This is a genomic window from Paraburkholderia suaedae, from assembly GCF_040812055.1.
Lineage (GTDB): Bacteria > Pseudomonadota > Gammaproteobacteria > Burkholderiales > Burkholderiaceae > Paraburkholderia.
Genome location: NZ_JBFOAH010000003.1, coordinates 281,011 through 293,871 on the forward strand (window position 1 = coordinate 281,011; position 12,861 = coordinate 293,871).

The 12,861-nt window shown below is 61.8% G+C and carries 11 protein-coding genes and 1 tRNA gene; 10 read left to right on the top strand and 2 right to left on the bottom strand.

What is annotated here, in order from left to right:
* Positions 1-87 precede the first annotated feature (87 nt).
* The 7 genes from cadR to serC all read left to right on the top strand — a co-directional run bounded on the left by cadR (position 88) and on the right by serC (position 7,337).
* A complete protein-coding gene (cadR, locus tag ABQJ48_RS06735; RefSeq protein WP_367836858.1) occupies positions 88-519 on the top strand; it encodes a Cd(II)/Pb(II)-responsive transcriptional regulator in 432 nt (143 codons plus the stop codon).
* Positions 520-621: 102 nt separating this feature from the next.
* Complete coding sequence (locus ABQJ48_RS06740; protein WP_367836859.1) at positions 622-822, top strand: hypothetical protein; 201 nt, start codon at positions 622-624, stop codon at positions 820-822.
* A gap of 36 nt (positions 823-858) precedes the next feature.
* Positions 859-2,262, top strand: a complete 1,404-nt coding sequence (gene dbpA / locus ABQJ48_RS06745; protein ID WP_367836860.1) for an ATP-dependent RNA helicase DbpA — start codon at positions 859-861, stop codon at positions 2,260-2,262.
* Positions 2,263-2,593: 331 nt separating this feature from the next.
* Positions 2,594-3,748 carry a pyridoxal phosphate-dependent aminotransferase gene (locus ABQJ48_RS06750; RefSeq protein ID WP_367836861.1) on the top strand — a complete coding sequence of 385 codons (1,155 nt, stop codon included), beginning with the start codon at positions 2,594-2,596 and terminating at the stop codon, positions 3,746-3,748.
* A gap of 125 nt (positions 3,749-3,873) precedes the next feature.
* Entirely contained in the window at positions 3,874-4,668 is a 795-nt protein-coding gene (locus ABQJ48_RS06755) for an ABC transporter substrate-binding protein (protein ID WP_367836862.1), read from the top strand.
* 306 nt (positions 4,669-4,974) lie between these two features.
* Complete coding sequence (locus ABQJ48_RS06760; RefSeq protein WP_367836863.1) at positions 4,975-6,213, top strand: ATP-grasp domain-containing protein; 1,239 nt, start codon at positions 4,975-4,977, stop codon at positions 6,211-6,213.
* A gap of 29 nt (positions 6,214-6,242) precedes the next feature.
* Entirely contained in the window at positions 6,243-7,337 is a 1,095-nt protein-coding gene (serC, locus tag ABQJ48_RS06765; protein WP_367836864.1) for a 3-phosphoserine/phosphohydroxythreonine transaminase, read from the top strand.
* Between the two features lie 332 nt (positions 7,338-7,669).
* Here serC and ABQJ48_RS06770 read toward each other — a convergent pair.
* A tRNA-Lys gene (locus ABQJ48_RS06770) sits at positions 7,670-7,745 on the bottom strand.
* Positions 7,746-7,944: 199 nt separating this feature from the next.
* Here ABQJ48_RS06770 and ABQJ48_RS06775 point away from each other — a divergent pair.
* Both ABQJ48_RS06775 and ABQJ48_RS06780 read left to right on the top strand, forming a co-directional pair.
* Complete coding sequence (locus ABQJ48_RS06775; protein WP_367836865.1) at positions 7,945-8,349, top strand: PaaI family thioesterase; 405 nt, start codon at positions 7,945-7,947, stop codon at positions 8,347-8,349.
* Positions 8,350-8,384: 35 nt separating this feature from the next.
* Positions 8,385-9,260 (top strand): patatin-like phospholipase family protein, encoded by an 876-nt coding sequence (locus ABQJ48_RS06780; protein ID WP_367836866.1) that lies wholly within the window; start codon positions 8,385-8,387, stop codon positions 9,258-9,260.
* A 148-nt stretch (positions 9,261-9,408) separates the two neighbouring features.
* Here ABQJ48_RS06780 and ABQJ48_RS06785 read toward each other — a convergent pair whose 3' ends face one another.
* The gene (locus ABQJ48_RS06785; RefSeq protein ID WP_367836868.1) at positions 9,409-10,422 is read right to left on the bottom strand and encodes a D-2-hydroxyacid dehydrogenase family protein; all 1,014 of its coding nucleotides are present in this window, start codon (positions 10,420-10,422) and stop codon (positions 9,409-9,411) included.
* Between the two features lie 374 nt (positions 10,423-10,796).
* On the opposite strand from ABQJ48_RS06785, the gene ABQJ48_RS06790 reads away from it, so the two are divergent.
* A complete protein-coding gene (locus tag ABQJ48_RS06790) occupies positions 10,797-12,653 on the top strand; it encodes a phosphoenolpyruvate carboxykinase (GTP) (protein ID WP_367836869.1) in 1,857 nt (618 codons plus the stop codon).
* Positions 12,654-12,861: the final 208 nt, after the last annotated feature.

Sequence of the window (12,861 nt, forward strand, 5' to 3'; positions counted from 1 at the left end):
GCTTCCTGGGTCGATTTGTGGTCTAGTAAACACCTTGAAGCCACTACAAGGTCAAGGCTAGGCTCAAGGCCGCTATCCGGAGGGCGCATGAAGATCGGCGAATTGGCGAAAATCGCCCATTGCACGACCGAAACCATCCGGTTCTACGAGAAAGAAGCGCTATTGCCCGAAGCGGAGCGCACACAGGCGAATTACCGCAGTTACACGGCGAGGCACGTCGAACGATTGCGCTTCATCCGCAATTGCCGCGCGCTCGACATGACCCACGACGAAATCCGCGCGTTGCTGCGTCTGACAGACGCGCCGGCGAACGGCTGCGGCGGCATCAATGCGCTGATCGACGAGCACATCGCGCACGTCGACAGCCGCATCGAAGAGCTCAAGCAACTGAAAGTGCAACTGACCACGCTGCGCGAGCAATGCCGAGGCGAACAGGCCGTTCAGGACTGCGGGATCGTGCACGGTCTTAGCGAAATGGACGTCAGCGCGCCGCGCGCGCGCCATACGCATCTGGGTTGAAGCGCCCCGGCCGCGGCAATGCGGTGGCGCGGCGGCAACCCATCATGGCCGGGCCTTCGTGCGGCCCGCCAATCAATCATCGAATCCAGTTGGAGAATCAACGTGTTCACCTGTAGAAACAAGACCTGCGAAACGAAGTGGGAAGAGTCGGACGTCGTTATCAAGAACGAAGGGCAAGGGCTGCTGTTCCGTTGTCCGCTGTGCGCAACGCGCAATTACCTGGAACGCTTCGAAGGCGAAGATGGTTCGGTGCTTTACGAGCAGCTCGAAGGCCGTCCCGACCTCGGTCCCATGGCCGGTTGATCTTCCGTCCCCAGTCCAATTGCGAGCCCTCAGCTTATGAACAGTCCCACCACCGCCGGCGCGCCTTTTAGCGAGCTGGCACTGCCGCCCGCGACCCTCACGAACCTGACGCAGCTCGGCTACGTCGAGATGACGCCGATTCAGGCCGCGAGCCTGCCCATCGCACTCGCCGGCCACGATCTGATCGCCCAGGCGAAGACCGGCAGCGGCAAAACCGCTGCATTCGCGCTGGCACTGCTTGCGCGCCTCGACACGCGCAACTTTGCCGTGCAGGCGATGGTGTTGTGCCCGACGCGCGAACTCGCCGATCAGGTCACCCAGGAAATCCGCCGCCTTGCGCGCGCCGAAGAAAACATCAAGGTGCTCACGTTGTGCGGCGGCACGCCGATGCGTCCGCAAACCGCGAGCCTCGAACACGGCGCGCACATCGTGGTAGGTACGCCGGGTCGCATCATGGATCACCTGGAGCGCGGCAGCCTGCCGCTGCAGTCGCTCAACACGCTGGTGCTCGACGAAGCCGACCGCATGCTCGACATGGGCTTCTTCGACGATATCGCGACCGTGGCGAAGCAATGCCCGAAGGAACGGCAAACGCTGCTGTTTTCCGCGACGTACCCCGATGGCATCGTCAAGCTCAGCCAGCAATTCTTGCGTCATCCTAAGGAAGTGAAGCTTGCCGAACGGCACGACAACACCAAGATCCGCCAGCGTTTCTATGAAGTGACCGAAGACGAGCGGCTGCATGCGGTTGGCCTGCTGCTGAATCACTACCGTCCGGTGAGCACGCTCGCGTTCTGCAATACCAAGCAGCAGTGCCGCGATCTGCTCGACGTGCTGCGCGCGCAAGGTTTCCATGCGCTTGCGTTGCACGGCGAACTCGATCAGCGCGAGCGCGACCAGGTGCTGATACAGTTCGCGAACCGCAGCTGCTCGGTGCTGGTGGCGACCGACGTCGCCGCGCGCGGTCTCGACATCGCGCAACTCGAGGCGGTCATCAATGTCGACGTGACGCCGGACCCTGAAGTGCACGTGCACCGCATCGGCCGCACGGGCCGCGCCGATCAGGAAGGCTGGGCGCTGAGCCTCGCGAGCATGAACGAGATGGGCCGCGTCGGCAGTCTCGAACAGGCGCAAAAGCGCGACGTCGAATGGCACAAGCTGTCGGAGCTCACCGCGGCGAGCAAGGAGCCGCTGCTGCCGCCGATGGAAACCCTGCAGATTCTCGGCGGCCGCAAGGAGAAGATCCGGCCCGGCGACGTGCTGGGCGCGCTGACCGGCGAGGCGGGTTTCGCCGGCGCGCAGATCGGCAAGATCAACGTGACCGAGATGTCGACCTATGTGGCGGTGCAGCGCAGCGTCGCACGCGACGCGGTGCGCAAGCTCAGTGCCGGCAAGGTCAAGGGCAAGAAGGTCAAGGTCCGTCTGATGGACGAGGCCTGATGCACGTGGACGGCTGCGCGCGCAGCCGTCCACGTGCATCACATTACGTCATACCTCCGCGGTTTTCCGGATTCCGCAGACTGCCGCGCCCTGTTGCGCTTCGTCCCGTTTTATCCCGCTCACTCCCGTTTTTCCCCGCCAGCCTTGACTGAGCCGGTCCCGCCTGAGCCGGCGCGCTTTCGCGCGTGCCATGACATAAACGCATGCGGCGCATGACAAAGTTTCGATTGTGACGCTTCTTTGGCTGATGCCTAATCACTCCAATGGAAGGATCGCCGCGCTGTCGGCCGTCCGCGAATCCGCAGCCGGATGGAGAAAGGGAGATAGCCTTATGCAGAGCGCCATGCAAGCCCGCTCGAAACTGCCTGATGTAGGCACGACGATATTTACCGTGATCGGCCAACTCGCGGCGCAGCACGATGCGCTGAATCTGTCGCAAGGTGCGCCCAATTTCGCGCCGGACGCGAAACTGATCGAGGGCGTCGCGCAGGCCATGCGCGCCGGCCACAACCAGTACGCACCGATGGCCGGCATCGCCGCGTTGCGCGAAGCGCTGGCGGACAAGGTCGAGACGATGTACGGCGTGCGCTACGACCCGGCCAGCGAAGTCACCGTGATTGCGAGTGCCAGCGAAGGGTTGTACTCGACCATCAGCGCCCTCGTGCATCCGGGCGACGAAGTCATTTACTTCGAGCCTTCATTCGACAGCTACGGTCCGATTGTCCGGCTGCAAGGTGCAACGCCGGTCGCGGTCAAACTGTCGTTGAGCGACTTCCGCGTGAACTGGGACGAGGTCGCCGCGGCGATTACGCCGAAGACGCGCATGATCATCATCAATACGCCGCACAACCCGACCGCGACCGTGTTTGGCGAAGCTGACATCGCGCGGCTGAAGGCGCTCACCCGTAACACCGACATCGTGATCCTCTCGGACGAGGTCTATGAACACGTGGTGTTCGACGGCACGCGGCATCAGAGCATGGCGTGCCACGCCGAACTCGCGGAGCGCAGCGTCATCGTGTCGTCGTTCGGCAAGTCGTATCACGTGACCGGCTGGCGCGTCGGCTATTGCCTGGCACCCGCCGCGCTGATGGACGAGATTCGCAAGGTCCATCAGTTCATGGTGTTTTCCGCCGATACGCCGATGCAGTACGCGTTCGTCGAGGCGCTCGCCAATCGCGAGAGCTATCTTGGCTTGTCCGCGTTCTATCAGAAGAAGCGCGACCTGCTTGCGCACGCATTGCGCGAATCGCGCTTCGAGCTGTTGCCGAGCGAAGGCAGCTTTTTCATGCTCGCCCGCTTTCGCGGCTTCTCCGACGAAAGCGACAGCGATTTCGTGCTGCGACTCATCCGCGATGCGCGCGTGGCGACGATCCCGTTGTCGGCGTTTTATACCGACGGCACGGACTCCGGCTTGATCCGTCTGAGTTTCTCGAAGGACGACGCCACGCTGATCGAAGGCGCGCGGCGGTTGTGCGAGATCTGATCGCGCGCATTGACGGCGGCGCACTGGTGCCGCAATCTTTCAAACTATGTAATCGTCGCGCGTTCGCGCATCAGCGGATCGCGGCGCATGCGTTGCAACTCACGCGAATGGAAAAGGAATCGGTCATGAAGCTACTCAAGCCTTTGATCGCGCTGGCCTGCGCGGTCGCGTCGCTCGCGGCGTCGTCTGCCGCCAACGCGGCGGACACCTCGACGCTGCGTTTCGGAGTCGAAGCACAGTATCCGCCGTTTGAATCGAAAGGCCCGAATGGCCAACTGCAGGGGCTGGATATCGACGTCGGCAATGCCGTTTGCGCGGCTGCGCATATGACGTGCAAGTGGGTCGAGACCTCGTTCGACGGTCTGATTCCCGCGTTGCAGGGCCGCAAGTTCGACGCGATCAACTCAGCGATGAACGCGACCGAACAGCGCCGTCAGGCGATCGATTTCACGACGGTCGTCTATCGCGTGCCGACGCAGTTGATCGCCCGGCGCGACAGCGGTCTGCTGCCCACGCCCGAGTCGTTGAAGGGCAAGCGGGTCGGCGTATTGCAGGCGTCCATCCAGGAAACCTTCGCGAAAACGCATTGGGAGCCCGCCGGCGTAACCGTCGTGCCGTACCAGGATCAGAACCAGGTGTACACGGATATGACGGCGGGCCGTCTCGACGCGACGCTCGTGCTGGCGCCCGCAGGACAAACCGGTTTTCTGTCGAAGCCTGACGGCAAGGACTACGCGTTCGTTGGTCAGCCGGTGCGCGACGACAAGATTCTCGGCAGCGGCATCGCGTATGGGATTCGCAAGGGCGACACGGAGTTGCGCGAGCGCTTGAATGCGGCGATCGCCAAACTGCAGGCCGATGGCACGGTGAAGACGTTGGCTGCGAAGTATCTCGGCAATATCGACGTAAGCGCGAAGTGACTTGTGCGCGGCGCTGGCGCAAGCGCTGTGCCGTTGATGTCCCGCACGGGGGCTTGCGACCGGGCTCCCGACTAGTCGTCACCTCGAAGACCTCCGAATAGAGCACCAATCGCCCCTCTGTTCCCTCGTTTTGGCTCAGCCCCAGGCTCGTATCATTGGTCACACCATAGGGTCAGTGCAGCTTGCCGCGCACATTGCGGATGACAAGGCCCGCTCACCGGAATGACTCGGACGGGACTTCGCTGCCAAGTGCTGCAAGCGCATTCTTTCGCGCCCCGGACGTGACGCCACTGAAACGCGCCATTCATGAACACTGCTCGAACTCAATTGACGGGTGATGCCCGCCATCCGCGGACGCGTCAGCCGTTGGGACTGGCCGCGCTGCTGCGTGAAGCAACTGCTGGAAACGATCTCACACAGTTGGGCGAATTGCTGCTCGAGCACGTCAAGCACCATGATGACCCGTACGCACTGCTCGACTTGTCGCTGGTCCTTCAGTTGAAATACCAGAAGGCGGCCGCTCTTGCGGTTCAGGAGCAAGCGCTTCGAATGACGCGGTGCTACCGGTTAAAGAGCGCACGGACGACGCAGTCTCCGTTGAAGCTGCTGGTACTGAAGGCTCCCGGCGATCTGATGGCGAACACGCCTTTCGAATGTCTGCTAGAAAACGCCGACCTGCAGATAGAAGTCCTGTATGCCGATGCGCAGCCGATGGACGACGCCAGCTTGCCCGAGCACGACCTCATCCTGGTGGCGGCGTGTGCGTCGGATGAAGCCGCAGATGTCCTTGCCCAGATCAAGTCGCTGACGAGCGGGACTGCCTGCCGCGTGCTAAACCGCGCCGAACACATTGAAAAAACCCTGCGCGACGCCGCCTATGCGTTGCTGGGCGCGGCCGCCGGTATCTGCATGGCCCACACGGTGCGGCTGTCCCGCGAGGAGGTCGATCATGCGGCGTCGGGTGCGTTCAACTTGTCAGGGGTGCTCGACGGAAACTATCCGTTCATTATCCGGCCCATCGGGTCGCACGCCGGACAAGGGCTGGCAAAAGTGTCCGACGAACAGGAACTCGGCCGCTATCTCGCTGAGTCAGTCGCGACGCAATACTATGTGGCGCCGTTCGTCGACTACAGCAGCGCCGATGGCTTGTTTCGCAAATACCGGATCGTGATCATCGATCGAAAGCCGTTCCTGTGCCACATGGGCATTTCCAAAGAATGGATGGTCCACTACCCCTATCTGGAAATGGTGGCCCATCCGGAGCGGAGAGAGGAAGAGGCGCGCATGATGGCAACCTTTGACACCGAATTTGCCGTGCGTCACCGCGTGGCCTTTCACAACATCGTCGAATTGACTGGTTTGGACTACGTAGGATTCGATTGCGCGGAAACGAGCGATGGCCGACTGCTCATATTCGAGATCGCGACGGGCATGGTCGTGCACGACATGGACGACCCGAACATTTTCCCCTACAAGGTTCCACAAATTCGTCGGGTCGCTGACGCCTTTCATCAAATGCTGCGTTGCGCGGGCGGGCAAGCATGATCCATCCAACGGCTGGCCTTGGAGGCAAAGTGAAGTCCAATGCACTGAATTTCTCCGGCGGTCCCGGAGCGCTCCCTGAAACGGTGCTGGAGCAGACGCGCATCGCGATCGACGCTTTGCCGGAAACCGGCATTTCCGTTCTCGGCATGAGCCATCGTTCCGACTGGTTCCGTTCGATACTGGAAGAAGCCGAATCGAACTTGCGTATTCTGCTTGGCATATCAAACGACTACGCCATTACCTTCCAGCAGGGAGGCAGTAGTCTGCAGTTCGCGATGGTACCGATGAATTTCGCCGGGCCAGGATTCGCGCCGCCGGAATATGTGACGTCGGGCTACTGGAGCGGCCGTGCAACGTCGGAGGCTGCCAAAGTGACGAAGAGAAAAGTCGCGTGGGACGGCTACGCGACTGGCTATCGTCAATTGCCCGCTCTCGATGAGCTGGATATTTCGAGCTCAGCTGCCTATTTGCACTACGTGTCGAATGAGACCGTGGAAGGTTTGCAATTTCCTGTGTGTGAACAGGCGACGCGAGTACCGCTGATTGCCGACATGTCGTCCGATTTTCTGTCGAAGCCGATTCGGCCAGACGCCTATTCGATGATCTATGCGCATGCCCAGAAGAATCTGGGTCCCGCTGGCGTGACGGTGGCGGTAATCAAGCGCTCGCTTCTGGAACGGATCCCAGGCGGTTTGCCGGCGATCCTCGATTTTCGCACCCACGTGTCGCATGGTTCCAACTACAACACGCCGCCCGTATTCGCGATCTATGTGCTGACGCTGATTACGCGCTGGCTGCGCTTTGATGTCGGCGGTCTGCGCGCGATGCAAGGCATCAATGAAAGGAAGGCGCGGCGGCTATACGAGACGCTGGACGCATTGGACGGAGGCGTGACCATCCACGCGGACCGTCGCTGGCGTTCGCAAATGAACGTGGCCTTCACATTCGGCGATTCGCGGCTCGACGACGAGTTTGTCGCCGCGGCTCGGGAGCAGGGCATCGTTGGACTAGAAGGGCACCGTTCAGTGGGCGGTTTGCGGGCGTCTCTTTACAACGCTGTCACCGAGCAGGCCGTGAATGTGCTGACGAACGCGTTGACGGAATTCAGTTTGCAAAGGGTTTGAGGGTAAGAGGTGTTGGCAGGTTGAATGGCGCGGCTATCTTCAACTTGCCGGTCTGCCGGCGAATGGGACGGGGGACACTTCGGCCGGGTTTGCCTTGAGGCCGACGCGCGACGGCGGAATGACGACCGGTGCCGAACACGGTGGGCTGAAAAGCCCGAATATTCCGGTCCGGCGATGCGGATGTGCATCGAGCGGTTCATCGCGCATGCGTTTGCCGTTGGTCTGTTACAGGTCGAAAGCGGGTTCGCAAGGATGGGTCCACCGCGAATCGCTGGCCAATGCCCAAATGCAAAAAGCCCGGTCAGCTTTCGCTAACCGGGCTTCGGAATACTTGGTGGGGCGTGAGTGACTCGAACACTCGACCTACGGATTAAGAGTCCGCTGCTCTACCAACTGAGCTAACGCCCCAAACAGAAGCGAAATTATGCAGTAACTTTTCGAGCTTGCCAAGCCCCGTTCAGCAGATGTCTTAAAAAATCCGATCGGTCGGCCCCTCGCCACTCCTCGACGGAAGTCCCCCGAAAAGCCACTGCGCGCATCCACCCGGTATCATGTCGCGGACACCTCGCCGCGCGGAGCGTCGCGCAGCTTTTCACCGGGAAACGCCATGGACCACAAAGAGATTGTCGAGTTACTCGAACGCATTCTCGCGCCATGGGTCCGGGCTCTCACGCTGACACCCGTCAAGGCCGACGAAGAAAGCGCGACGCTGCGCCTGCCGTTTTCCGGCGGCCTGCGCCATTCGGGCGGCGTGATCTGCGGCCAGGTGTTCATGGCGGCCGCCGACACCGCAATGGTCGTCGCCATTTCGGCTGCGCTCGGCGGCTTCAAGCCGATGACCACCGTCTCGCTGAACATCAGCTTCATGCGCGCGGTGCGCAAGGGCGACGTGCTGATCACCGCGCGCGTGCTGCGCATGGGCCGCAATCTCGTGTTCGGCGAAGTCGAATTGTTCGACGAAACCGGCAACATGGCCGTCCACGCTACCACGACGTACGCGTTGCTCGATTGAAGCGCGCGGCAGCGGCCGCGGAGGAACCACCCACGATGTTCGATCAGGTCGTATTCGCCGGCGGCGGCAATCGCTGCTGGTGGCAGGCAGGCTTTTGGGATGTGGTGCAGCCCGAATTGCATATCCGTCCGCGCGTGATCACCGGCATTTCGGCCGGCGCCGCTACCGCCTGCATGCTCTATACGCGCGATTCCGCCTGGGCGATGCGCTATTACCAGGAAGCGCTACGTGATAACGCCCGCAACGCATACTGGGGCAATCTGCTACGCGGCGAGTCAGTGTTTCCGCATTACCGGATCTACCGGCAGGCGCTGCTCGACATTTACGGTGAAAAGTTCTCCACGCTGGCCGACGCGCCTGAAATCCGCATCGGCGTGTCACATCTGCCGCGCTGGCTGGGCGCGCGCAGCGCGGTCGCTGCGGGGCTGATCGCATACAACATCGAAAAATACGTGCGCAAGACGCTGCATCCGACGCTCGGGCAGACGCTGGGCTTTCATCCGGAATTTGTGCGCGCACAGGATTGCGCAAGCGTCGAGGACCTCGCAGATCTGATCCTGCAATCGTCGAGTACGCCGCCGTTCACGCCGGTTTTGCGGCGCAACGGTCGGCCGGTGCTTGACGGCGGCATGGTCGACAACGTGCCGGTCAGTGCGCTCGACCCCGACGCGCCCGGCAACGTGCTCGTGATGGTCACGCGCCTCTATCCGCGGCCGCAGATGTTCGTCGTGCCGCACGGTGCTCAGCAACGGCTCTATGTGCAGCCGTCGCGCAAGGTGCCGATTTCGAGTTGGGATTACACCAGCCCTTCACAGATGGTGCATGCGTATAACCTCGGCCGCGCCGACGGCGAGACTTTCCTCGGGCGCATCCCCGGTTTGCTGGAAGCTGGCACGCACGAAGCGCGCTAGAGCGAGTCGCGGCGCGGCTTTCGGGCAAACATGCGCGGCCCGCGAACTCCCTGCACTTGCATTAGCAATCCGGACACCGGCCAAACAAAACACGCGGATCGGCGCTGGCTTGCCCGACTTGATGCGGTCACCAAACCGTCAGCCCAAATTACCGCCGACGCCCACCCTGCAACGCTTCGGGATTGGCCACGCTGGCCGTGTCGCCAGCGTCGAATGCCAGAATGTTCCTGAACGCCGCGGTGAAATACTGCTCATAGCTTTCGCGCTCAACATAGCCGATGTGCGGCGTGCAGATCACGTTCTCCATACGCAGCAGGCTGTATCCCTGCAGGATGGGCTCGCTTTCGTAGACGTCGATCGCCACCATGCCCGGACGGTTGTGCGACAGCGCGTTGACGAGCGCGTTCTCGTCGAGCAGTTCCGCCCGGCTCGTGTTGACGAGCAAGGCGGTGGGCTTCATGCGCATCAGGTCTTCCTGCTTGACGATGCCGCGCGTGTCGTCGTGCAGGCGCAGGTGCAGCGACAGCACGTCACTTTGTTCGAACAGTGCTTCACGGCTCTCGGCTACGTCGTAGCCATCACTGCGAGCGGCTTCGCGTGAATGCTCGCGGCCCCACACCCGCACGTTCATGCCGAACGCCTTGCCATAGCCCGCAACCAGCCGCCCGATCTTGCCGTAACCCCAAATCCCCAGCGTCTGGCCGCGCAACACCTGGCCCAAGCCGAAATTGGGCGGCAGCGCCGACGTCTTCAGCCCGGACTGCTGCCAGGCACCCTGCTTAAGGTTAGCTACGTATTGCGGAATGCGGCGCTGCGCCGCCATGATGAGAGCCCACGTCAACTCTGCCGGCGCGAACGGCGAGCCGCTGCCTTCTAGGACGGCGATTCCCCGCTCGGTACAGGCAGGCAGATCGATGTGGCTGGACACCTTGCCGGTCTGGCTGATCATGCGCAAACGCGGCAATTTGTCGAGCAGTTGCGAGTTGATGCGAGTACGTTCGCGAATCAGGACGAGCGCATCGACTTCCGACAGACGGCTTGCCAGTTGGCCCAAACCGCGGACCGTGTTGTTGAAGACCTTGACTTCGTGGTCGGCCAGCAATTGAAAACAGTCAAGCTTACGAACGGCGTCCTGGTAATCGTCGAGGATGGCAATCTTCATGGTATGTGTCTTGCGACGCACCTTTGCGGTGCGTGATGGAGTGTTATGCTGCCTTTCCCATCATGTGGCTTAGCTCACATGCCGGTGTGCTTGGATGCCTTACCGTAGAAGCTGTCGCGAAGCACGCCAGCGCCACGTATCGGCAAATTGCTCGTTTTTAACAGTTTGTTGCGTGTTGAGGCAAGCCGCTTTACAGACGGTTGCAGAAGCCCCGTCAGCGCGGCGCCTCGCCCGGCAAGCTGGATGGCCCAGGTTGACCTGCGCAATGTCGCGGCGAGGTAACCGGAATCTCGGCGCGATGAATTGACGCCTCTCGCATGCAGTGTCGCCGGGCTTGTACCGTTTTCCCATTGCTTTTAAACGGAGACAAGTCGATGAATCATCCCTCATTCGAAGGACAGGCCGCGATCGAGCCGCCCGCGTGGGTCAGGAACCGCAAACTGATCGACTGGGTTCGCCGCGTCGCCGCGCTGACCAAGCCGGCCAAGGTCGTCTGGTGCGACGGCTCGCAGGAAGAATACGACCGCCTTTGCGCGCAGATGGTCGAAGCCGGCACCCTCACCAAACTCAATCCGGCGAAACGCCCGAATTCTTACCTGGCACTGTCCGATCCATCCGACGTGGCGCGCGTCGAGGACCGTACCTTCATCTGTTCGCAGCGCGCGGAAGACGCCGGCCCTACCAACAACTGGACTGCCCCGGCCGAAATGCGCTCGACGCTCGACGGTCTCTTCGACGGCGCGATGCGCGGCCGCACGATGTACGTCGTGCCGTTTTCGATGGGCCCGCTCGGCTCACCCATCGCGCACATCGGCGTGGAACTGAGCGACAGCCCGTACGTGGCCACCAATATGCGCATCATGACGCGTATGGGCCGCAAGGTCTACGAGGTGCTAGGCGAACATGGCGAGTTCGTGCCATGCGTGCATTCGGTGGGCGCGCCGCTCGCGGCGGGCGAGCAGGATGTGCCATGGCCGTGCAACAAAACCAAGTACATCGTACATTTTCCCGAAGCGCGCGAAATCTGGAGCTACGGTTCGGGCTACGGCGGCAATGCGCTGCTCGGCAAGAAGTGCTTCGCGTTGCGTATCGCGTCGACGATGGGCCGCGCCGAGGGTTGGCTCGCCGAACATATGCTGATTCTCGGTGTGACTTCGCCGCAAGGGCGTAAGCATCATGTCGCGGCGGCTTTCCCGTCGGCGTGCGGCAAGACCAACTTCGCGATGCTGATTCCGCCGGAAGGCCTCAACGGCTGGAAAATTTCGACCATCGGCGACGATATTGCGTGGATCAAGCCGGGCGCGGACGGTCGCCTGTACGCGATCAACCCCGAGGCGGGTTATTTCGGCGTCGCGCCGGGCACGAGCGAGAAAACCAACTACAACGCGATGGCGACGCTCAAGGAAAATGTGATTTTCACGAACGTCGCGCTGACGGACGACGGCGACGTCTGGTGGGAAGGCCTGACCGACGAACCGCCTGCGCACCTGATCGACTGGCAGCGCAGAGAATGGACGCCAGCCATCGCGAAGGAGACCGGGCGCAAAGCGGCGCACCCGAATGCGCGCTTCACTGCGCCGGCCTCCCAATGTCCGTCGATCGACACCGACTGGGAGAATCCGGCAGGCGTCGCGATCGACGCGTTCATCTTCGGCGGCCGCCGCTCGACCACCGTGCCGCTTGTCACGGAAGCACGCAACTGGGTGGAGGGCGTCTACATGGCGGCGACCATGGGCTCCGAAACGACCGCCGCCGCGGCCGGCCAGCAGGGCGTCGTGCGGCGCGACCCATTCGCTATGCTGCCGTTTTGCGGCTACAACATGAGCGACTACTTCGGCCACTGGCTGAAGACGGGCGAGCGTCTGCAAGAAATGAACGCAAAGCTGCCGAAAATCTTTTGCGTCAACTGGTTCCGCAAGGGCCCGGACGGCAAGTTCGTCTGGCCGGGCTTCGGCGAAAACATGCGGGTGTTGAGCTGGATGGTCGGCCGGATCGAAGGCACGGCGCAAGGGGAGGAGCATGCGTTCGGCGTGTCGCCGCACTACGAGGACATCGACTGGAGCGGCCTTGATTTCAGCCGGGAACAATTCCAGCAGGTGATCTCGGTGGACGACGCGGCCTGGCGCGCCGAACTCGCGTTGCATGCCGAGCTCTTTGACACATTGCGGCAAGGCCTGCCGCCAGCGTTGGCGCAGGCAAAACGCACGCTCGAAGGAAAGCTCGCCGCGTAGCATGTGAGCGTTCACTTCTAAGAGAAAGCCGCCTCCGGGCGGCTTTTTATTTGCTCGTCCCACTCACCCGTTCTTGCGGTTTGCGCCATGCCGGGATCGTCCCGCGCGTCTGTTGGTCTCAACGTGCAGAAAAGGTGCATCGCAGCACATTGTTTGTCTTTCCGGAATAATCGGCGATCCCTCCCGGGATTGGCGGTTGGAGTCGCAC

Coding starts and splice junctions, on each gene's coding strand:
- ABQJ48_RS06755 (WP_367836862.1), top strand. CDS start 3,874: ATGAAGCTACTCAAGCCTTTGATCGCGCTGGCCTGCGCGGTCGCGTCG.
- ABQJ48_RS06785 (WP_367836868.1), bottom strand. CDS start 10,422: ATGAAGATTGCCATCCTCGACGATTACCAGGACGCCGTTCGTAAGCTT.
- ABQJ48_RS06775 (WP_367836865.1), top strand. CDS start 7,945: ATGGACCACAAAGAGATTGTCGAGTTACTCGAACGCATTCTCGCGCCA.
- cadR (WP_367836858.1), top strand. CDS start 88: ATGAAGATCGGCGAATTGGCGAAAATCGCCCATTGCACGACCGAAACC.
- ABQJ48_RS06750 (WP_367836861.1), top strand. CDS start 2,594: ATGCAGAGCGCCATGCAAGCCCGCTCGAAACTGCCTGATGTAGGCACG.
- dbpA (WP_367836860.1), top strand. CDS start 859: ATGAACAGTCCCACCACCGCCGGCGCGCCTTTTAGCGAGCTGGCACTG.
- ABQJ48_RS06780 (WP_367836866.1), top strand. CDS start 8,385: ATGTTCGATCAGGTCGTATTCGCCGGCGGCGGCAATCGCTGCTGGTGG.
- ABQJ48_RS06790 (WP_367836869.1), top strand. CDS start 10,797: ATGAATCATCCCTCATTCGAAGGACAGGCCGCGATCGAGCCGCCCGCG.
- ABQJ48_RS06760 (WP_367836863.1), top strand. CDS start 4,975: ATGAACACTGCTCGAACTCAATTGACGGGTGATGCCCGCCATCCGCGG.